We start from the raw sequence: 20,015 nt of genomic DNA on the forward strand, positions 1-20,015 counted from the left end.
TCGGCCGGGTGACCGCAGAAACCGCAGCAACCCGGACGACCACGTCCCTGGCCGACGACGAGCTCGACCTCATCAATGCGTACTGGCGCGCCGCCAATTACCTGTCGGTCGGGCAGATCTATCTGCTCGACAACCCGCTGCTGACCCAGCCGCTGTCGCCCGAGCACATCAAACCCCGGCTGTTGGGGCACTGGGGCACCACGCCCGGGCTCAACCTCATCTACGCCCACCTGAACCGGGTCATCCGCAACCGCGACGGCAACGTCATCTACGTCACGGGCCCCGGGCACGGCGGGCCCGGGCTGGTCGCCAACGCCTACCTCGAGGGCACCTACAGCGAGGTGTACACCGGCATCGAGGAGGACGCCGAAGGGCTGCGAAAGCTGTTCCGGCAGTTCTCCTTTCCCGGCGGCATCCCAAGCCACGTCGCGGCCCAGACGCCCGGGTCGATCCACGAGGGCGGCGAGCTGGGCTACGCGCTGGTGCACGCCTACGGCGCGGCCTTCGACAACCCGGACCTGGTGGTGGCCTGCGTGGTCGGCGACGGCGAGGCGGAGACCGGCCCGCTGGCGGCCAGCTGGCACTCCAACAAGTTCCTCAACCCGGTCACCGACGGCGCGGTGCTGCCCGTCCTGCACCTCAACGGCTACAAGATCGCCAACCCGACCGTGCTGGCCCGCATCCCCCACCCCGAACTGGAAGCGCTGCTGCGCGGGTACGGCTACCGGCCCATCACGGTCGCCGGTGATGATCCCGCCGACGTGCACCGGCAACTGGCCGCGGCGCTCGACGACGCCTTCGACGAGATCGCGGCCATCCAAAGCGCCGCGCGCGGCGGCAACAGTGTCGAGCGGCCCGTCTGGCCGATGATCGTGCTGCGCACGCCCAAAGGCTGGACCGGCCCGAAGGTTGTCGACGGCAAGAAGGTCGAGGGCACCTGGCGGGCCCACCAGGTGCCGCTTGCCGAAACCCACGACAATCCCACCCACCGCGCACAGCTCGAGGAATGGCTGCGCAGCTACCGGCCCGAGGAACTGTTCGACAGCAGCGGCGCGCTGCGCCCCGAGCTGCGGGCGCTGGCGCCCCGCGGCGACCGCCGGATGAGCGCCAACCCGCACGCCAACGGCGGCCTGCTGCTGCACGACCTCGACCTGCCCGACTTCCGCGACTACGCGGTTCAGGTGTCGCGGCCGGCCACCCAGACGCACGAGGCAACCCGGATCCTGGGCACCTTCCTGCGCGACGTGATCGCCCGCAACTCCGACCGGTTCCGCCTGATGGGTCCCGACGAGACCGCCTCCAACCGGCTCGACGCGGTCTACGGCTCGACGGCCAAGGTGTGGCTGTCGGAGATCGGGCCCGACGACGAGCACCTCGCGCCGGACGGCCGGGTGATGGAGGTGCTCTCCGAGCACCTGTGCCAGGGCTGGCTGGAGGGCTACCTGCTGACCGGGCGGCACGGCCTGTTCAACTGCTACGAGGCGTTCGTCCACATCGTCGACTCGATGCTCAACCAGCACGCGAAGTGGCTTGCCACCAGCCGCGAGCTGCCGTGGCGGCGGCCGATCGCCTCGCTGAACTACCTGCTGACCTCACACGTCTGGCGCCAGGACCACAACGGCGCGTCGCACCAGGATCCCGGGTTCATCGACCTGGTCGCCAACAAGCGGGCCGAGTTGACGCGGGTGTACCTGCCGCCGGACGGCAACACCTTGCTGTCGGTCGCGGACCACTGCCTGCGCAGCCGCAACTACGTCAACGTGATCGTCGCCGGCAAGCAGCCCGCGCTCGCCTATTTGGACATGGATCAGGCCATCGCCCACTGCGCGCGCGGCCTGGGCATCTGGCCGTGGGCGAGCACGGCTGGATCTTTAGGCGCGGAACCCGACGTGGTGCTGGCCTGCGCCGGGGACGTCCCGACGCTGGAGACCCTGGCCGCCGCCGACATCCTGCGTCGCGAACTGCCCGGCCTGGCCGTCCGGGTCGTCAACGTCGTCGACCTCATGCGCCTGCAGCCGGAGTCCGAGCACCCACATGGCTTGCCGGACAGGGAGTTTGACGCGCTGTTCACCCGCGACAAGCCGGTCATCTTCGCCTACCACGGCTACCCGTGGCTGATCCACCGGCTCACCTACCGGCGCACCGACCACCCGCACATCCATGTGCGCGGCTTCAAGGAGCGCGGCACCACCACCACGCCGTTCGACATGGTGATGCTCAACGACCTCGACCGGTTCCACTTGGTGATGGACGTCATCGACCGGGTGGACGGGCTGGCCAGCCAGGCCGCGATGCTGCGTCAGCGCATGGTCGACGCCCGGCTGGCCGCCCGCGGCTACACCCGCGAGCACGGCGAGGACGACCCGGCGATCGCAGGATGGACCTGGGAGTCGAGCGAGCGGATTTAGCGCCGCCTGATCCGCACGGGCACCGACGCCGGACCCTGCAACGACGGCGTCGTACCCCATCGGACGGGCCCGGCCAGTTCGAGGTCGTCGACTTCGTCGAGCAGGTAGTCGAGGGCCGTGATCGCCTCGAGCCGCGCGAGATGAGCCCCCAGACAGAAATGAAGTCCGTGGCCGAAGGCCAGATGCCCCGTGGTGTCGCGGTGGATATCGAAGCGGTCCGGGTCGGTGAACTTGGCGGGGTCGCGGTTGGCCGATGCGTAGAACAGCACTGTCTTCGCGCCCTTGGGGATCACGGTGTCGCCGATCCGATATGGGGCGGTTGCGGTTCTGGTCACCCATTGAACCGGCGAGCCCCACCGAGCAGTCTCCTCCACCGCGGCGGGAAGCAGGCTGCGGTCGGCTTTCAGTTCCGCGAACAGTTCGCGGTCTTCGGCCAGCCTGATCAAGAGCATCCCCAGCAGGTTGGTTGTCGTCTCGTTGCCGGCCACCAACAGGATCAGTGCGTACATGAACGCTTCGTCATCGGTTAGCTCGCCCGTCGCTGTCGCGGCCCGCAACCGGCTCAGCAGGTCGTCGGCCGGCTCGCTGGCGCGGCGGCGCATTTCGGTGTCGAGGAAGCTTCGCATTTGCACGTAGGCCTGCAGGATCGACCCCATGAAACGCGCGACCTCTGGCATTGATCGAGGAGCGAACATCTGCGCGAATTTGTCCGACACCGCCCGGAACGCCGGCCATTGATCGTGCGGAACACCGAGAATTCTGGCGATCACGTTGATCGGCATCGGGATTGTCAACGCCGCCACAAGGTCGACGACGTCGCCATCGGACAGCTTCGCGATCGACTCGGCGGCCAGTTCACGGATGTCCGTCGTGAACGTCTGAACCGCTCGTTTGCTGAACATCGGCGCGGTGATGTGGCGCAACCGGGTGTGTTCGGGCGGGTCGGCGAGGAGAACGACGCTGGACACGAACGATCGCAGCATAACGCCGTCTTTGGACGAGAACACCACGTTGTTGCGGACCGCGGCGTGCACGGCGTCGTATCGCCCGATCATCCAGACGCCGAGTCGTTCGTTGATGACGACGGGATGCTCGCGGATTCGCTCGTAGTCGGGATATGGGTTGGCGATGTGCGGCGCGAGCGTGGGGTCGAGCGTCGTGCGCGGCACGGAGGCCGGCGCTGAGCTCGGCCGCGGACGACGCAGGTCGCGGTATGCGCCGGTCGCGACGGGCCGCAAAAGGCTGGGCACGGAGCTGCGGGCCGCCGAGAAGAGAGCCCGCGGTGGGGGCCTGAGGAGTTCGGTGGGCATACGGATGACGCTAGGGATGCCGCGCCACCACCGGAATGATGGATTCGGACAGGCATTTGATATTTTCAGACACATGCGCGGCGTCGCGTCATCGGTCTGGGACGTGGCACAGTCCTCGGCAACTGCGCGGCACGTCCTGGAAACCGCCCGGCAGCATGGGCTCGATGCCGCGTCCTGCCTGTCCGGAACCGGTTTGACGCCCGACGAGCTCGCCGATCCCGCCATCGAGGTCTACGGCGGCCAAGAGCTGACCATCATCCGAAACCTGATCGGGCTACTCGGCGACCAACCCGGGCTCGGCATGGAAACCGGTTCGCGTTACAGCATCGCCGATATTGGCATCCTGGCTTTCGCCTTGATGGCCAGTCCGACGTTCGGTGACGCCATCGACGTAGCGTGCCGGTACGCCGCGCTCACGGCCTCGTATTTGAGCCTGGCCGGCCCGGAGGTGAGCCATACCGAGGCGGTCGTGGCTTTCGACGATGCGCAGGTTCCGCGGGATGTGCGGCGATTCCTGCTCGAGCGTGACTTCGCGATCATGCTGCGAACCCTGCCCCTGCTCCTCGGCGCCGGCCACCCGCCGATAACCGTGCGAGTCGAGTTCGCCGATCTGCCGTTGCCGACCGACATGGTGGAGATCGAAAACTTGACCGTCATCGTGCAGGAAACCTCGCGCAACGCGCTGGCGATCCCAGCCGGCCTGGTCAATCAGCCGATGCCCGCGGCCGATCCCCAGACTGCGGCGATCTGCATCCGGCAGTGCGAGGAGCTGCTGAATCGGCGGCGCGCCCGGCGTGGGATCTCGGCGGCGATACGCACCCGGTTGATTCAAGACTCGACAGAGATTCCCACGATGGCCGCCGTCGCCAAAGAACTCTGTATCACCGAACGCACCCTGCACCGCCGACTGGCAGCCGAGGGCACCAGCTACCGCGCGCTACTGGAGGAGGTCCGCGCGACATTGGCCGCCGAACTGCTGAACGCGGGTCTCAGTGTCGAGGAAACCGCACGCCGGCTCGGGTACTCGGAGACCGCCGCATTCACACGAGCGCATGTTCGATGGAACGGGCATGCGCCCAGCAGGCGACATTGAACTGGGGAAACGGGGTTCGCGGGTAAGCTTGCCCAATGCTTGACGCGCCGGCTGCCACCGACACCCATCCGTTGGTACGGCAGCCCTCGGCGCTGCAGCGGTTCCACATCCACCTCGACATCGCCGTGGTCGTCGTGGTGCTGGTGCTGACGAACCTGATCGCGCACTTCACCACGCCGTGGGCGAGCGTCGCCACCGTCCCGGCCGCCGCCGTCGGCCTGGCGATTCTGATGCGCACCAGGGGTCTGGACTGGGCCGATCTCGGTTTGGGCCGCGAGCACTGGCGGTCCGGTCTGGGCTACGCGCTGGCCGCCGTGGGCGTCGTGGCGGCGGTGATCGCCCTGGGGATCCTGTTGCCGATGACCCGGCCGATGTTCCTGAACAACCACTACGCCACGGTCTCCGGCGCCCTGATCGCCTCCATGGTGATCATCCCGCTGCAGACCGTGATCCCCGAGGAGCTGGCGTTTCGGGGTGTGCTGCACGGCGCGCTGAACCGGGCCTGGGGCTTCCGGGGCGTGGCGCTGGGCGGGTCGCTGCTGTTCGGCCTCTGGCACGTCGCCACGTCGCTGGGGCTCACCAGCAACAACGTCGGCTTCACCCGGCTGTTCGGCGGTGGGTTCGCTGGGATGCTGGCCGGGGTGACGTTGGCGGTGTTGGCCACCGGGGCGGCGGGCTTCGTCTTCAGCTGGCTGCGGCGGCGAAGCGGCAGCCTGATCGCGCCGATCGCGCTGCACTGGTCGCTGAACGGGCTCGGTGCCCTGGCCGCGGCGCTGGTCTGGCACCTGTCGACCTGAGGCCCGCTCAGACGAGCAGCACCGCCGCGCCGGCGATGCGGCCGGCGCTGAGATCGGTCAGGGCCTCGTCGGCCCGGTCGAGGGGGTATTCCGGCGTGGTCACCTCGATGTGGTGCTGACCGGCGAAATCGAGGAAAGCCCGCGCGTCGGCGCGGGTGTTCGACGTGACCGACCGGACCTGGCGCTCCTGAAAAAGATGGCGCTGGTAGTTCAGGGGCGGGATGTCGGTGAGGTGAATTCCCGCGATCGCCAGCGTGCCGCCGCGGTCCAGCGCCTCCAGCGCGGGCAGCACCAACTCTCCCACGGGAGCAAAGAGAATCGCGGCGTCCAGCGGCACGGGCGGCGGGTCGGCGGCGCCTTGAGCCGACGCCGCGCCGAGGTCGAGGGCCAGCTTGCGGGCCTCGGCTCCGCGGGTCATCACGTGCACCTCGGCGCCCTGAGCCAGCGCCACCTGCGCGGTGATGTGGGCGCTGCCGCCGAAGCCGTAGAGGCCCAGCCGTCCACCCGGCGGTAGCTCGGCGCGCAGCAGGGAGCGGTATCCGATGATGCCGGCGCACAATAGCGGGGCAAGCTCGGTGTCGCTGTAACCGCTCGGCAGGTGGTGCGCGAAAGCGGCTGGGACGGTGGCGTATTCGGCATACCCGCCGTCGGCGTCCCAGCCGGTGTAGCGGGATTCCGGGCAGAGGTTCTCGTTGCCCCGCCGGCAGTACTTGCACACGCCGCAGGTGTGGCGCAGCCAGGCGATGCCGACCCGGTCCCCCGGTTTGAACCCGTCGCCGGCCTCAGGGCCGACTTCGATGACTTCCCCCACCACCTCGTGGCCGGGCGTCACCCCCACGCGGTGCACCGGGAGGTCGCCCTCGGTGACGTGCAGGTCGGTGCGGCACACCCCGCACGCGCGGACCGCGACCAGCAGCTCCGACGGTTGGGGCCGCGGCACCTCGGCGGTGACCTGCTCGAGCGGGCCGGTCTCCATGGGTCCCGGGTGGCGCACCCGCCACGCGCGCATAGTGGTGGTCGCCGCCGAGGCCATCACTACATCATGCCGCTAATGGGCACGGCCGCAACGGGTTACCGTGATCAGGTCCGGTGGCGCACCATGCCCACGACCCAGAGCAGGATCAACGAGCCGAGCAGCGCGGTGAAGAAGGTGAAGATGTAGCCGCCGCCGGCGGTGTTGAGAAAGAAGCTCAGGATGAAGCCACCGATCAACGCGCCGACGATGCCGATCACGATGTCCATCAGGATGCCGGCTCCGCTGCCTCTCATGATCCTGCTGGCGAGCGCCCCCGCCAGGCCGCCGATGATGATGTAGCCGAGCCAGCCGACGCTGGTCAGGGTGGATGATCGGGCAAGAAATTCGGTTGCTGCGATGACGTCCATGCGGCTCTCCTTGCAATCGTCGGCAAAGCCCAGCGGGACCGCTGGGCCGTCCTCTGGGAATACCCGATTTCTCCTTATGAAACATGTGCCGAATTGGCGGAAGAGAGGACCGCCGGATCAGCTTGCCGCGGGCCGTTGCTGCGGCGTCGGCGCGGCGCCGGGAGTGACCTCGCCCGCGGGCGCCTGGCCCGGGGCCGGTGCGGGGGCGGGAGCACCAGGAGCCGGAGCCGGTGCCGGTGCCCCCGGGGCCGGCGCGGGGGCACCCGGCTCGGGCGCCGGGGCGGCCGGGGGTGCCCAGGGCTGGATCGACTCGGCCAGCGCCTTCGCCGCACCCTGGTCCACCGGGTCGTTCGAGGTCCCCAGCCACACCACGAACCAGCGCTGCGGGGGTGCGCTACCGGCCGAGGGCGAGCCGACCACGCCCGTCCAGATCTGGCCGTTCGGCTTGGACGGGTCGCTGAATTTGACCTCGTAGTACGACGCGCTTCCGGTGATCCCGTTGGCGGCGGTCAGCGGGGTGCTGGTTTGGTTGATCCGGGTGCCGGGGTAAGGCATGAAGAACTCACCCATGTCCGAGCCCAACCGGACCGCGGCTTTGGCGTTGGTGGCTTCGGCGCTGGCGTAGAGCTTTTGATCCAGCCGGCCCATCACGATGCGGGTGTCGTTGGCGACGGGCGGCGCTTGCCCGGGAGCCGGGGGTTGGCCGGTGGTCTTGCTGAGCAACTCCGAACCGTAATCCAGGTGGGACGCGTCAGACTCCACCCAGGCGGGCGGAAGGACGAAGCTGAACCCGCCGACGGCGTTGCCGATCCGGCCCGCGTTGGGGTCGACGGGCGGTGGCGGCGGCGCGTTCGGGTCAACTGGCGGTGGCGGCGGTGCCGGGTTTTGATCGCCCGGCTGGGCCTGCGGCGCTCCCGGGGCGCCCGGCGGGGGCGGTGGCGTGGTGGTGCCCGGTGCGGGGGCGGGTGCGGGCGCCGTCGTCGTACTCGGCGGCACCGGGGTCGGGGTCTCCGGATCGGCGCTGGAGGTCGCCGGCAATGCGATGGCGACCGCGCTGGCGCCGGTCACCGTGGCGACCGCCAGCGTCGCCCAGAATCCTTTGCGACGTGTCGAGTTCGCGTCCACCTGCTCCATGGCGACGAACCTACCGTGTTACCGCTGTGACGCAAGGGCGCCTTGCGGCAGTTTTGCCGATGTTGCCGACGTGCAACCTTGCGGGCGTCCACGCAGGTCATCGCGGTGCCGGATACAGCGTGACTTCGTGGGCCTTCACGGAGAACCACACCCGCTCCCCGGGTGTCAGCCGCAACTCGGTGGCGGCGTCCACGGTGATCTCGGCGGCCAGTCCCGGGGCGCCATCCGACTGTTCCCGGCCCCGCACCACGACCGCGGACCCGCGGACATCGAGCTCGGCCACCGTCACCTCGACCGTATTGCGCGGGCTGCCGTGTGGATGGTCCCGATACACGGCCACCGCCGTGGGCGCGAACACCGCGACCGCGTTGACGATGTTTTCAGTGTGGGGGTCCCGCTGCTGGGCCGGGGTCGCATGCCAATGAGCGCCGGAGCGATCGTGCAGCGACCCGTCGGCGCCCACGGTGCCGTTGACGATGTTGATGCCCGCGATGCGGGCACCGAAATGACTGCGCGGCGCCGTGAGAACTTCTGCCACCGGCCCGATTTCGGCGATCTTCCCCGACTCGAGGATCAGCACGCGATCGGCCAGCGTGAACACGTCGAGCAGTTCGTGGGTGACCACGACGACCGCGCAGCCGGTTCGGGTGACCACGTTGCGCAGCACCGCGCGGATGCCCGCGGCCGCGGCGACGTCGAGCCCGGCCAGCGGCTCGTCGAGCAGCAACACATCGGGTTCGGCCGCCAGCGCGCGGGCGATCGCCACCCGCTGGGCCTGGCCCCCGGAGAGCTGCCGCGGTTTCCGGTCGGCGAAGCGCTCGGCGTCCACCTCGCGCAGCCAGCGCAGCGCCGTCGCCCGCCGTCCGGCCCGGGCCGGGCGGACCGACCCGCGGCGGCTGTGCGGCCCGAACGCGACGTTGGCGGCGACGCTCAGGTGCGGGAACAGCAGCGGGTTTTGCAGCAGCAACCCGACCCGACGATCGTGCGTTGCCACGTTCACCCCGGCCGCGGTGTCGGTCAGCACCCGATCCCCCAGCCGCACCACCCCCTCGTCGGGACGAACCAGGCCGGCGATGACGTGCAGGGCGGTGGACTTGCCGGCGCCGTTGGGCCCCAGGACGGCCAGCACCTCGCCGGGGGATACCGAGAACTCCACATCCAGGCGGCGGTCGGCGACGACGGCGCGCAGCTGCAGCTCGCTCATCGCGGCTACCCCGCGTCCGTCCCGGTCAGCCGGCGGGCCCCCAAACCCAGCACCACCAGCGCCGCGACCGCCACCAGCAGGATCGACAGCGCCACGGCCGCGTTCGCGTCGGTCACCCTTTGCAGGTAGATCTCGAGCGGCAGCGTCCGGGTGACGCCCTGCCGGGAACCGGCGAACGTGAGCGTCGCCCCGAACTCCCCGAGCGAGCGGGCGAACGCCAGCACCGCTCCCGACGTCATCCCCGGCAGCAGCAACGGCAGGGTCACCCGCCACCAGACCGTGCTGGGCCGCGCGCCCAGCGTCGCGGCCACCACCTCGTAGTCGGCTCCGGCGGTGCGCGCGGCGCCCTCGAGGGAGATCACCAGAAACGGCAGCGAGACGAACGTCTGCGCCAACACCACCGCGCTGGTGGTGAAGGCGATGCTCACGCCGGCGGCCTCCAGGTAGTGCCCGATCAGGCCCAGCCGGCCGAACGCGTAGAGCAACGCGATGCCGCCCACCACCGGCGGCAGCACCAACGGCAACAGGATCAGCGGTCGCAGCATCCGCACCGGGCGCGCCCTGCTGCGGGCCAGCACCAGCGCCATCGGCACTCCCAGCAGCAGGCACAGGACTGTGCTGGCGGCGGCGGTCTTCAGGCTCAGCATCAGCGCCGTCCTGGACGAGTCGCTCGTGATCAGCGACCAGAAGTTCGGCCAGTCGACCTTGATCGCGATCGCGACCAGCGGCAGGACCACGAACGCGGTCCCCACGGCGGCGGGAATGTATACCCACCGCGGCAGATCCGTGCGACGCTCGCTAATACGTACACCCCTAGCCATGGTCGGGAGATCTAAACCGCCTCAACTTAGCGCTGGGTGTGTTGCGAATCGGCTAGCGTCGTGCGCTCGGCGCGGTAGTTTCCGCCGATGTGCGAGCTCGGAGCCCTTGCCTTGCTCAGCTCCGGGCGAACCGACGACCCGGTCCGGGTGCAGGTCGACCCGCCGCATATTGGTCAACCGAACGTCTGCCTGCATCGGCGCGGCGCGGAGTGGTGCAGCGTCCGCCCCGAAGTGCGCGCAGCAAAAGCCCGCTGCTGCGACAATTGCCTCCATGCGGAACCGGCAGTTGTGCTGGGCAATCGCGATCGCGCTGACCGCAATTCTCGCTGGCTGCTGGCTCAATAGGACGCCGCCACAACCCCTAAGAATGTCCCAGCCCGCAACCTTGTCCCCAACTGGCCCGCCGCCGCTGACGACCGCCATAGCGTTGCCATTTGAGCCTATGTCTGTGACGTTTAGTGCCTCGGCCAACAAGTTGTATGCAAGTGGCATCGAGGGTGGAACAGCACGGGGTTCACCGCCGCCACGATGGAGAGAGTATGTCGTCTCGCTGTCGGCAGCACCGACGGGGCCAATTGAGCGGTTCGACACGTCGATCGAGGGCTTGCAGCAAAACATCGTGGTCAATGACCACCTCAGGCGTGGGTACGCGCTCATGATGTCGGGGGATATCAAGGTGTTCAGCACGGACTCGGACACGCTCATGTCCACAGCCCAGAAGCCGTCCTGCTCCTTAGAGGGGCTCGCGATCAACCAGGCCACCAACGTGGTGTACGCCGGCGGAGCCACCGACGAGGGCGCGTGCCTCGTCGAGTTCGATGCCGACGGCCACATCCTCCGCGAAAATGTCGTCGGGCCAAACGTGAAGGGCAAGAGCCCGATGGTCGGACAGATCGCGGTGGACTCGGCGAGTGGTGACCTTCTGTACTTGAACGCGTTCGGTCTCGCGCGTGCGGACAAGATGTTGAAGGAGAAATGGCGCACGCCAGTCAACGGCCCAGGCGAACCAATGACCATGGGCTTCGAGCCGAAGACGAATACTGCCTACGTCGAAGTCGGGGCTGACCCGGTCATCTCGCCCTCAAGGATTTCCGTCTTTGACGGTGGCACCGGCACGAAAACAGGGGAATTCAGCGGACCGGGACGGTGTCAGGGGTTTGCGGCTACCGGTGACGGGCGCTTGTTTGTCATATTTTTCAACTCGAACGATCTGTATGTGCTCTCCGGCGGAGCGAGCACCCTGACGAAATTTGTGGCACTCCCCGATATTCCCGGGTCGGCGCCCAGCGACACCAGGTGGCTGGAGGTCGACAAGGCGGGACGCCGGGTGTTCGTTTCACCGGGCGGTGATCGGCAGAAAATCCTCATCTATCAGTACTGACTCGCGCTGGTCGATCTGTGCTCCCACGCCGAGCGCTTTGAGCAGGCTTGAACGTCCCGGCTGGGCGTGTTGCGAATCGGCTAGCGTCCTGTGCTCGGCGCGTTAGTTTCCGCCAATGTGCGAGTTCGGAGCGGGTCTGTTGTGAGATTCTGCAGAGGTGCCCGCTCCTTCGGGTGTCGTGACGTTCCTGTTCACGGTTCTTCCCGAGATCACCACTGCGATCGCCAATCTCCGCGACGTTCTCGGCGAGGAACGCTACGAATCGCTCGCCCGCAAGGGCGAAACGATGACGATTACCGCCATGGCGACGTACGCCTATGACCGAATCGACCAGGCCCGAACAGAACTCGAGCACCCCCAGCTGAACGCCCCCTCAGGAGCGGAGGTGGTTCAGCGGTGAGCGGTGGTGCACCGGTGCACGGTTCAAGGTTTGGCGAAGCCGTACTGGGACAGGATGTTTTGACCGGTGTCACCGGTCACCATGGCCACGAACTTTTTCGCCAACGTCGGTTGCGGGGCGTTCTTCAGCGCCGCGATCGGATAGACGTTCACCGCGCCGGCGGCCTCCGGAAAGTTCACGGTCGCCACTTTGTTCCCGGCGCTGCGGGCGTCGGTGACGTACACCAACCCGGCGTCGGTCTGTCCGGTGGTGACCTTGTTCAGGACATCGGTCACGCTGAGTTCCTCGCTGACCGGGTTGAGGTGCACCCCCGTGTTGTCCTCGATGCGCCGGGTCGCCGCCCCGCACGGCACCGGCTTCTGGCAGATCACCACGACCAGCCCGGGCTGGGCGAGGTCGGCGAAGGATCCGAGCTTCTTCGGGTTGCCCGGGGCGGTGACGATGACCAGCGTGTTCGACGCGAAGTTGGTCGGGCCGCTCGCCAGCAGTCCCGCTCTGGCGACGGTGTCCATCTGCGCGGTGTCGGCCGACGCGAAGACGTCGGCCGTCGCGCCCTGCGTCAACTGGGTGGCGAGCTCGGAGGAACCCGCGAACTCGAAATCGACAGTGCTGCCGGGGTTTTCGCCCGTGAACTGCTGACTGATCCGAGTGAACGCCGGCTTCAGCGAGGCCGCGCCGAACACGACAACCTTCCCGGACGCCGGCGAGGGCGGTTTCGAACCGCACCCGACCAGGCCCGCGATCAGCACCGTCGAAACCACACCGGCCAGGATCCCGATCCGCCGCATGGGTGAACCCTATCCCGCCGAGGATGCGGTCGGCTCGCGGGCCGAATCGTCGCAAAAAAGGAACGGCTGAAGCGTTATGCAATTGATCCGCGCGTCGCGGCGTCCGGAATTTCGCCGACTAGCTACCGTCCAGTAACATAAACCGCGGTCGATGCCATAGCGGGCCGAGACGAGGAGGTCATGGCAGTGGAGGTGCTGGTCACTGGCGGGGACACGGAGCTGGGGCGCACGGTAGCCGAGGGTTTCCGCGATGACGGTCACAAGGTCACCCTGGTGGGCGCGCGCCGCGACGACCTCGAGATCGCCGCGAAGGAGCTCGACGCGGACGCGATCGTCTGCGACACCACCGACCCGGCCAGCCTGGAGTCGGTTCGCGGTTTGTTCCCGCATCACCTGGACACCATCGTCAACGTGCCGGCGCCGACCCGGGACGCGGGCGACCCGCGCGCGTACTCGCTGTCCGACACGGCCGCGGCGTGGCGCCATGCCCTCGACGCGACGGTGTTGTCGGCGGTGCTGACCGTGCAGGCCGTCGGCGATCACCTCCGCTCCGGTGGCTCGATCGTCAGCGTGGTGGCCGAGAACCCGCCCGCCGGAAGCATCGATGCCGCAATCAAAGCGACGCTGTCGAATTGGATCACCGGACAGGCGGGCCTCTTCGGCACTCGCGGGATCACGGTCAACGCCGTGGCCAGTGGCCGCAGCGTCCAGCCGGGTTACGACGGCCTGTCCCGCACCGCGCCGCCGGCGGCCGCGGAGCTGGCTCGCCTGGCGCTGTTCCTCACCACCCCGGCGGCTCGCCACATCACCGGACAGACGCTGCACGTGAGCCACGGCGCGCTGGCGCATTTCGCCTGAGGCTGAATCGAATCGGTTTCACGCTCTGGTTCGGACGCCGGGCCGGTGGCTACGGTAACTAGCGTGGCTATTCGACTCGGTTTGCAGATTCCCAACTTTTCCTACGGCACCGGGGTGGACAAGCTCTTCCCCACTGTTCTGGCTCAAGCTCGCGAGGCCGAAGCGGCCGGCTTCGATTCGGTCTTCGTGATGGACCACTTCTACCAACTGCCCATGCTGGGCGATCCCGACCAGCCGATGCTGGAGGCCTACACCGCGCTGGGCGCGCTGGCCACCGGGACCGAGCGGGTGCAGCTGGGCACCCTGGTGACCGGCAACACGTACCGCAATCCGACCCTGCTCGCCAAGATCATCACCACCCTGGACGTGGTGAGCCAGGGGCGGGCGATCCTGGGCATCGGGACCGGCTGGTTCGAGCTCGAGCACGACCAGCTGGGCTTCGAATTCGGCACCTTCACCGACAGGTTCAACCGGCTCGACGAGGCGCTGCAGATCATCCTGCCGATGCTCAAGGGTGAGCGGCCGACGTTCGCCGGCAAGTGGTACCACGTCGACCAGGCGATGGCCAATCCCCGCTTCCGCGATCACATTCCGTTGATGATCGGCGGCAGCGGCGAGAAGAAGACGATCCCGCTCGCCGCGCGCCACTTCGATCACCTCAACGTCATCGCCGGGTTCGACGAGCTGCCGGCGAAGCTGAAGGTCGTGCAGCAGCGCTGCGAGGAAATCGGCCGCGACCCGGCCACGCTGGAGACCAGCACGCTGACCACCGCGGTCGTCGACGAGAACTTCAAGGCCGACCAGATCCCCGCCGAGATGGCCCAGCGCATGGTGGTAGGTAGCGCCGAGTCGGTCGCCGAACAAATCAAGACCAAGGTCCTCGACGCCGGGGTCGACGGGGTGATCATCAACATGCCCTTCTACACGCCCGGCGTCATCAGCGCGGCCGGCGAAGCGCTGCGCCCGGTCGTCGGGCTTTAACGCACAACGCATTTCGCGTCGGGCATGACGAGTATCACGTTCACTCGACCAGGCCCGATGCGCAATGTGCTTGATTACACATGCTTACGATTTTGGTATGGGGGCATCGCCTTGACTAGCGTGGTAGCTAACTGAACTCGCGCGTCCAGCAGCCCCCGATCAGGAGCAGCCCGAACATGAGCACGCAGGCAGAAACCACTGCCGCACCGGAGCGTCGTCATCAAGTCGTCATCATCGGATCGGGATTCGGGGGGCTCAACGCGGCAAAGAAGCTGAAGCACGCCAACGTGGACATCAAGCTGATCGCCCGCACCACCCACCACCTGTTCCAGCCGCTGCTCTATCAGGTGGCCACCGGGATCGTGTCCGAGGGCGACATCGCCCCGCCGACCCGGGTCGTCCTGCGCAGGCAGCGCAATGTCCAGGTGCTGCTCGGCGACGTCACGCACATCGATCTGGACGGGCGTTTCGTCGTCTCGGACTTGCTCGGCCACACCTACGAAACCCCCTATGACAGCCTGATCGTCGCCGCCGGCGCCGGCCAGTCGTACTTCGGCAACGACCACTTCGCCGAGTTCGCCCCGGGCATGAAATCGATCGACGACGCGCTCGAGGTCCGGGGACGGATCTTGAGCGCCTTCGAGCAGGCCGAGCGGTCCCGCGACCCGGAACGACAGGCCAAGCTGCTGACGTTCACGGTCATCGGTGCCGGCCCCACCGGCGTCGAAATGGCCGGTCAGATAGCCGAATTGGCCACGCACACCCTGAAGGGCTCGTTTCGGCACATCGACTCCACCAGGGCGCGGGTGATCCTGCTCGACGCCGCCCCCGCGGTGCTGCCGCCGTTCGGCGAAAAGCTCGGCGAGCGGGCGGCCGCGCGGCTGGAGAAGATGGGTGTGGAGATCCAACTGGGCGCGATGGTCACCGATGTCGACCGCAACGGCGTCACGGTCAAGGACTCCGACGGCACCACCCGGCGCATCGAGTCCGCGTGCAAGGTGTGGTCCGCCGGGGTTCAGGCCAGCGGGCTGGGCAGAGACCTCGCCGAGCAGTCATCGGTCGAAGTCGACCGGGCCGGGCGGGTCAAGGTGCTGCCGGACCTGTCGATCCCCGGGCATCCGAACGTGTTCGTCATCGGTGACATGGCCGCCGTCGAGGGCGTGCCGGGCGTGGCGCAGGGCGCCATCCAGGGCGCCAAGTATGCCGCCGCCGCGATCAAGGCCGAACTCGGCGGCGCCGATCCCGCCGAGCGCGAGCCGTTCCAGTACTTCGACAAGGGCTCCATGGCCACGGTGTCGCGGTTTTCCGCGGTGGCCAAGATCGGCCCGCTGGAGTTCAGCGGTTTCATCGCCTGGTTGATGTGGCTGGTGCTGCACCTGGTCTACCTGGTCGGGTTCAAAACCAAGGTCAGCACGCTGCTGTCGTGGACGGTGACCTTCTTGAGCACCCGCCGCGGCCAGCTCACCATCACCGAGCAGCAGGCGTTTGCCCGCACCCGCCTCGAACAATTGGCGGTGGCAGCGGCCGAGGCCAAGCGTCCGGCGGCCAGGCGGGCCAGCTAACCCGCCAGCCGCTCGGCCTGCCAGGTGCTCAGCGTCCCACCGCCGGCCAACGCCAGCACGGTCGATCCTTCGTCCATGGCGGCGGCTTCGAAACTCGTTGCCGGATAGCGTAATTCGTTGACGGCGGCGCGGGGCGACGCGATGTGGTCGTCGGCCAGCCATCCCGCGCCCAGTTCCACCCGATGGCGCAGCAGCGGCAGGCCGTTCCGGTCGGCGTGCAGGGAGCCGAACCAAAACCCTTCGCGCTCAGTGTATCTGCCGATCTGCACCCGCTCGCGAAACCGGACCATCCCCTCGTCGTGCAGGGACAGGGCCACGCCGGACAGGTGCCGGGCAGCGCCGGCGACGACGGTCGGCTCGAGGTCGACGTCGAGGCTCCCGCTCACCTCGAGCACCCAGCGGGCGCGCGACGTCGGCGTTGTTGCGCCCGGCAGCGCCACTGTGGCCGCGGCGCTGCGCAGCCTGAGCCGGGCACCGTATTCGACGATGACCCGAATGTCGATGGTGTCGCCGCCCAGCGGCATGGCGGCCGCCGACACCAGGTGCACCGCGTCGGCCGCGGGTGCAGCGCGCCTGGATGCCGCCGCCGCGGCACCGGATGCGAGGCACCCGGCCGGCCGACGCGACCAGCACAACCTCGGAGTGCATCAGGGCGAAGCGGCCAACTGGGCGCGCACCCAGGCCAGCACCTCGGTGGCCGCCGGGTCATTGGTCAACGGCTGCATGATCTTGGATGGCCCTCGCGCACGGCGTCCGCGTCGCGGGCCATCACCTGCAGGTCGGCGCCGACCAATGGCGCGAGGTCGATCTTGTTGACCACCAACAGATCCGAGTAGGTCACCCCGCCGGCCACGTCGATGACGAAGATCTGCACGCCCACCAGGCCCGACGAGAAGGTGGCGGTCAGGTTGTCGCCGCCGGACTCGACCAGGATCAGGTCCAGCGCGTCGTGGGCGGCGGTCAGGTCGTCGATGGCGTCCAGGTTGGCGGTGATGTCGTCGCGGATCGCGGTGTGCGGGCAGCCCCCGGTCTGCACGGCCGCGATCCGGTCGTCGGGCAGCACGGCGTTCTTGCGCAGGAAGTCGGCGTCCTCGGTGGTGTAGATGTCGTTGGTCAGCACCGCCAGCGACAGCTCGCCGCGCAACTGCCGGCACAGGGCCGCGACCAGTGCGGTCTTGCCGGAGCCGGGCCGGTCACCATGCCGCCGGTGACGGCCTCTTCGACGCCACCGGAGTGCACGTGCGCGCCGGTGGGCAGCCGCGAGTCGGCCAGCGCGAGCAGGGTTGCCAGTGGCGTCTGAACCATCAGCGCACCATCAGAACAGGAAATATCGTTGTGCCATGGGAAGTTCCGTCGCCGGTTGCTCTTCCCAGACTTCGCCGTCGATGCACACGGTGAAGGTGTCGGGATCGATCTCGATGGCCGGCATGGCGTCGTTGAGCGGCAGGTCGGCCTTGCCGACGGAGCCGACGTCCTTGACGGGGACCAATCGCCGGTTGAGGGCGAGCCTTTCGGCCAGGCCCGCCTCGATGGCCTGCGGTGCCACGAAGTGCACCGAGGTGGCGGGAGCCGCCGCGGCCCCGAACATCGGCCGCGGGAGCACGGGGGCGTCGTGATTTCCCTTGCGGAACAGGCATTTTCGGAAGGCCCACGCCGCCGTGGCTGGCAGCCTCCGTAATGACTGGCCGGCTGCTGGGAACTTGCTGGGAATTACGCCTCGAGGTTCTGCAGCCGCACCTGACCGCGGGCCACCACCCGATCGCCGTCGTCGGTGATCGTGACGAGCCACAGCTGCTGGCGCCGGCCGCGATGAATCGGTTCGGCGTCGCCGTACACCATCCCGGAGCCGATCGAGCGCAGGAAGTCCGTGTTGTTGTTGACGCCCACCACGTTGCCGCCGTCGCCCTTCGCGTTGAGCCAGGTGTAGGCGGCCACGCTGGCCATGCTCTCGATGATCGAGCAGTAGACGCCGCCGTGCACGAGGCCCATCGGCTGCAAGAGTTTCGGCGTGACCTCGAGCTCGGCGCGGGCGCCGTCGGGGCCGAGTTCGGTGAACCGCAGCCCCAGCTCGGCATCGAACGGCGCGGTGGCATTCGGCGGCAAGTTCGCGTCGGGCGGCGGTGGCACGTTATGTGTCTACACCATTGGCGACACGGGGCCGTCGGAGCGGAACGCCTGCCCGTGAAACGGGCGAGCCCCGCGCCGGGCGCGGGGCTCGCCGATCGAGTAGACCGGGGGTCGCTGCAGCCCTCAGGACTCCGCCGCGGTCATTGTCGCTCGACCGCCATTAGCATAGGCAAGGCTGCCCTAAGCTCGCAAGGTATGTTCTCGCTGAAACACGGCGCACGCGGACCTTGTTGGTACGACCGTCGGTAGTAAGCGGAGTACCCTGGTTTCGACGCTCAGGAGATGAACGCACTATGGCCAAGCTGACCCGGCTCGGGGATCTGGAACGCGCGGTGATGGATCATTTGTGGTCCACCGCCGAACCCCAGACCGTTCGCCAAGTCCACGAGGCGTTGTCGGCGCAACGCGACCTCGCCTACACGACGATCATGACCGTCCTGCAGCGGCTGGCCAAGAAGAACCTGGTCTCCCAGATCCGCGACGACCGCGCCCACCGGTACGCACCGGTGCACGGTCGCGACGAGCTGGTCGCCGGGCTCATGGTCGATGCGCTGGCGCAGGCGGAGGACTCCGGGGGACGGCAGGCGGCGCTGGTGCACTTCGTCGAGCGGGTCGGCGCCGACGAGGCCGAGGCGCTGCGGCGCGCGCTCGCCGAGCTGGAAGCCAGTCAACGCAATGACACGCCGTCGGCTGGCGCAGCGGCGGAGGACTGAGGGAGACTAGCAGCGTGTCAGCGCTGGCCTTCACCATCCTCGCGGTGCTGTTGGTCGGCCCGGCGCCGGCCATACTGGCACGAGCGAGTTGGCCGTTGCGCGCGCCCCGCGCCGCTATGGTGCTCTGGCAGTCCGTCGCGCTGGCCGCGGTCCTGTCGGCGTTCAGCGCCGGGATCGCGATCGCCAGCCGGCTGCTCGTCCCCGGTCCCGACGGGCGGCCCACGGCCGGCATCGTCGGCTCCGCCGGCCGGCTCGGATGGCCGCTGTGGACCGCATACATTGCCGTCTTCGCGTTGACCGTCGTGGTCGGCGCCCGGTTGATGGTCGCTGTCGTGCGGGTGGCCATCGCCAACCGGCGCCGGCGGGCCCATCACCGCATGCTCGTCGACCTCGTCGGGGTCGGGCACGACGCGGCCGCCGGCCAGCCGCGTGCCCGCCGTCGCGACCTGCGCATCCTGGACGTTCGGCAGCCGCTCGCCTACTGCCTGCCCGGCGTGCGCAGCCGCGTCGTCGTCAGCGAAGGAGCGCTGAGCACGCTCGCCGACGAGGAGGTCACGGCGATCCTCACCCACGAGCGCGCCCACCTGCGGGCCCGCCACGATTTGGTGCTGGAAGCGTTCACCGCCGTGCACGCCGCCTTCCCGCGGCTCGTGCGCAGCACCAACGCGCTGCGCGCGGTGCAGCTGCTCGTCGAGCTGTTGGCCGACGACGCCGCGGTACGCGCCACCGGTCGCACTCCCCTGGCCCGCGCTCTGGTGGCCTGCGCGTCGGGACGGGCGCCCTCGGGCGCGCTCGCCGTCGGCGGCCCCAGCACGGTGTTGCGGGTGCGCCGGTTGTCCGGGCGCGGCAACAGCCTGAGGCTCGCGGCAGCCGCATATCTGGCCGCGGCGGCCGTCATGGTGGTGCCCACCATCGCGCTCGTCGTTCCGTGGCTCACCGAGCTGCGACGGCTGTTCAACCTCTGATTCCCGGGCGGCGGTCACCGCGGGCGGACGCAGGCCCGCTGTGACACAGTGTCACCGAAGGATATTCGGAAGAGTTCCCCAACGGAGAGG

18 protein-coding genes and 3 pseudogenes are annotated in these 20,015 nt (G+C 68.5%); 10 read left to right on the forward strand and 11 right to left on the reverse strand.

Translation table 11 applies throughout. The features are described from left to right. Positions 1-8: 8 nt before the first annotated feature. A complete protein-coding gene (locus VMD50_RS22855; RefSeq protein WP_325430999.1) occupies positions 9-2,408 on the forward strand; it encodes a phosphoketolase family protein in 2,400 nt (799 codons plus the stop codon). On the opposite strand, the gene VMD50_RS22860 is transcribed toward VMD50_RS22855, so the two are convergent. Further along, a complete protein-coding gene (locus tag VMD50_RS22860) occupies positions 2,405-3,718 on the reverse strand; it encodes a cytochrome P450 (protein ID WP_325431001.1) in 1,314 nt (437 codons plus the stop codon). The genes VMD50_RS22855 and VMD50_RS22860 overlap by 4 nt on opposite strands. Before the next feature lie 73 nt (positions 3,719-3,791). On the opposite strand from VMD50_RS22860, the gene VMD50_RS22865 reads away from it, so the two are divergent. Both VMD50_RS22865 and VMD50_RS22870 read left to right on the forward strand, forming a co-directional pair. Then, a complete protein-coding gene (locus VMD50_RS22865; protein WP_325431003.1) occupies positions 3,792-4,811 on the forward strand; it encodes an AraC family transcriptional regulator in 1,020 nt (339 codons plus the stop codon). 35 nt (positions 4,812-4,846) lie between these two features. Next, the gene (locus tag VMD50_RS22870; protein WP_325431005.1) at positions 4,847-5,608 is read left to right on the forward strand and encodes a CPBP family intramembrane glutamic endopeptidase; all 762 of its coding nucleotides are present in this window, start codon (positions 4,847-4,849) and stop codon (positions 5,606-5,608) included. Between the two features lie 7 nt (positions 5,609-5,615). Here VMD50_RS22870 and VMD50_RS22875 read toward each other — a convergent pair whose 3' ends face one another. The 5 genes from VMD50_RS22875 to VMD50_RS22895 all read right to left on the reverse strand — a co-directional run bounded on the left by VMD50_RS22875 (position 5,616) and on the right by VMD50_RS22895 (position 10,150). Next, a complete protein-coding gene (locus VMD50_RS22875) occupies positions 5,616-6,641 on the reverse strand; it encodes a zinc-binding alcohol dehydrogenase family protein (RefSeq protein ID WP_414686142.1) in 1,026 nt (341 codons plus the stop codon). A 47-nt stretch (positions 6,642-6,688) separates the two neighbouring features. Then, positions 6,689-6,991, reverse strand: coding sequence for a GlsB/YeaQ/YmgE family stress response membrane protein (locus VMD50_RS22880; protein WP_325431009.1), 303 nt, complete (start codon positions 6,989-6,991; stop codon positions 6,689-6,691). Between the two features lie 117 nt (positions 6,992-7,108). After that, positions 7,109-8,125 (reverse strand): alanine and proline-rich secreted protein Apa, encoded by a 1,017-nt coding sequence (locus tag VMD50_RS22885; protein ID WP_325431011.1) that lies wholly within the window; start codon positions 8,123-8,125, stop codon positions 7,109-7,111. Between the two features lie 97 nt (positions 8,126-8,222). Further along, a complete protein-coding gene (locus tag VMD50_RS22890) occupies positions 8,223-9,329 on the reverse strand; it encodes a sulfate/molybdate ABC transporter ATP-binding protein (protein ID WP_325431013.1) in 1,107 nt (368 codons plus the stop codon). Between the two features lie 5 nt (positions 9,330-9,334). After that, positions 9,335-10,150: an ABC transporter permease gene (locus tag VMD50_RS22895; protein WP_325431015.1), complete on the reverse strand. Its 816-nt coding sequence runs from the start codon at positions 10,148-10,150 to the stop codon at positions 9,335-9,337. A 448-nt stretch (positions 10,151-10,598) separates the two neighbouring features. Between VMD50_RS22895 and VMD50_RS22900 the strand changes: the two genes are divergently transcribed. Together VMD50_RS22900 and VMD50_RS22905 are read left to right on the forward strand one after the other, a co-directional pair. Then, entirely contained in the window at positions 10,599-11,531 is a 933-nt protein-coding gene (locus VMD50_RS22900) for a YncE family protein (protein WP_325431017.1), read from the forward strand. Positions 11,532-11,688: 157 nt separating this feature from the next. Continuing rightward, positions 11,689-11,931 (forward strand): hypothetical protein, encoded by a 243-nt coding sequence (locus tag VMD50_RS22905; protein WP_325431019.1) that lies wholly within the window; start codon positions 11,689-11,691, stop codon positions 11,929-11,931. A 23-nt stretch (positions 11,932-11,954) separates the two neighbouring features. Here the strand turns inward: VMD50_RS22905 and modA are convergent, their stop codons facing one another. Then, complete coding sequence (gene modA, locus VMD50_RS22910; protein WP_325431021.1) at positions 11,955-12,719, reverse strand: molybdate ABC transporter substrate-binding protein; 765 nt, start codon at positions 12,717-12,719, stop codon at positions 11,955-11,957. A 180-nt stretch (positions 12,720-12,899) separates the two neighbouring features. Between modA and VMD50_RS22915 the strand changes: the two genes are divergently transcribed. From VMD50_RS22915 to VMD50_RS22925, 3 genes are all read left to right on the forward strand, one after another. Further along, positions 12,900-13,577, forward strand: a complete 678-nt coding sequence (locus VMD50_RS22915) for an SDR family oxidoreductase (protein ID WP_325431023.1) — start codon at positions 12,900-12,902, stop codon at positions 13,575-13,577. A gap of 63 nt (positions 13,578-13,640) precedes the next feature. Then, a complete protein-coding gene (locus tag VMD50_RS22920) occupies positions 13,641-14,558 on the forward strand; it encodes an LLM class F420-dependent oxidoreductase (RefSeq protein WP_325431025.1) in 918 nt (305 codons plus the stop codon). A gap of 176 nt (positions 14,559-14,734) precedes the next feature. Then, positions 14,735-16,120, forward strand: a complete 1,386-nt coding sequence (locus tag VMD50_RS22925) for an NAD(P)/FAD-dependent oxidoreductase (protein ID WP_325431027.1) — start codon at positions 14,735-14,737, stop codon at positions 16,118-16,120. Here the strand turns inward: VMD50_RS22925 and VMD50_RS22930 are convergent. The 4 genes and pseudogenes from VMD50_RS22930 to VMD50_RS22950 form a co-directional block, all read right to left on the reverse strand. Further along, positions 16,117-16,768, reverse strand: a pseudogene (locus VMD50_RS22930) (urease accessory protein UreD). The gene VMD50_RS22925 and the pseudogene VMD50_RS22930 sit on opposite strands and share 4 nt — an antisense overlap. Beyond that, positions 16,768-17,363, reverse strand: a pseudogene (gene ureG, locus VMD50_RS22935) (urease accessory protein UreG); the annotation flags it as partial. The pseudogenes ureG and VMD50_RS22930, both read right to left, overlap by 1 nt. A gap of 72 nt (positions 17,364-17,435) precedes the next feature. Further along, positions 17,436-17,726, reverse strand: a pseudogene (gene ureC, locus VMD50_RS22945) (urease subunit alpha); the annotation flags it as partial. A gap of 104 nt (positions 17,727-17,830) precedes the next feature. Further along, the gene (locus tag VMD50_RS22950) at positions 17,831-18,247 is read right to left on the reverse strand and encodes a PaaI family thioesterase (protein ID WP_325431029.1); all 417 of its coding nucleotides are present in this window, start codon (positions 18,245-18,247) and stop codon (positions 17,831-17,833) included. A gap of 293 nt (positions 18,248-18,540) precedes the next feature. Between VMD50_RS22950 and VMD50_RS22955 the strand changes: the two genes are divergently transcribed. Both VMD50_RS22955 and VMD50_RS22960 read left to right on the forward strand, forming a co-directional pair. Further along, the gene (locus VMD50_RS22955) at positions 18,541-18,960 is read left to right on the forward strand and encodes a BlaI/MecI/CopY family transcriptional regulator (RefSeq protein WP_325431031.1); all 420 of its coding nucleotides are present in this window, start codon (positions 18,541-18,543) and stop codon (positions 18,958-18,960) included. Between the two features lie 14 nt (positions 18,961-18,974). Next, positions 18,975-19,925, forward strand: coding sequence for a M56 family metallopeptidase (locus tag VMD50_RS22960; RefSeq protein WP_325431033.1), 951 nt, complete (start codon positions 18,975-18,977; stop codon positions 19,923-19,925). The last annotated feature ends 90 nt before the right edge of the window (positions 19,926-20,015 follow it).

This window comes from Mycobacterium sp. (genome assembly GCF_035506235.1).
Lineage (GTDB): Bacteria > Actinomycetota > Actinomycetes > Mycobacteriales > Mycobacteriaceae > Mycobacterium.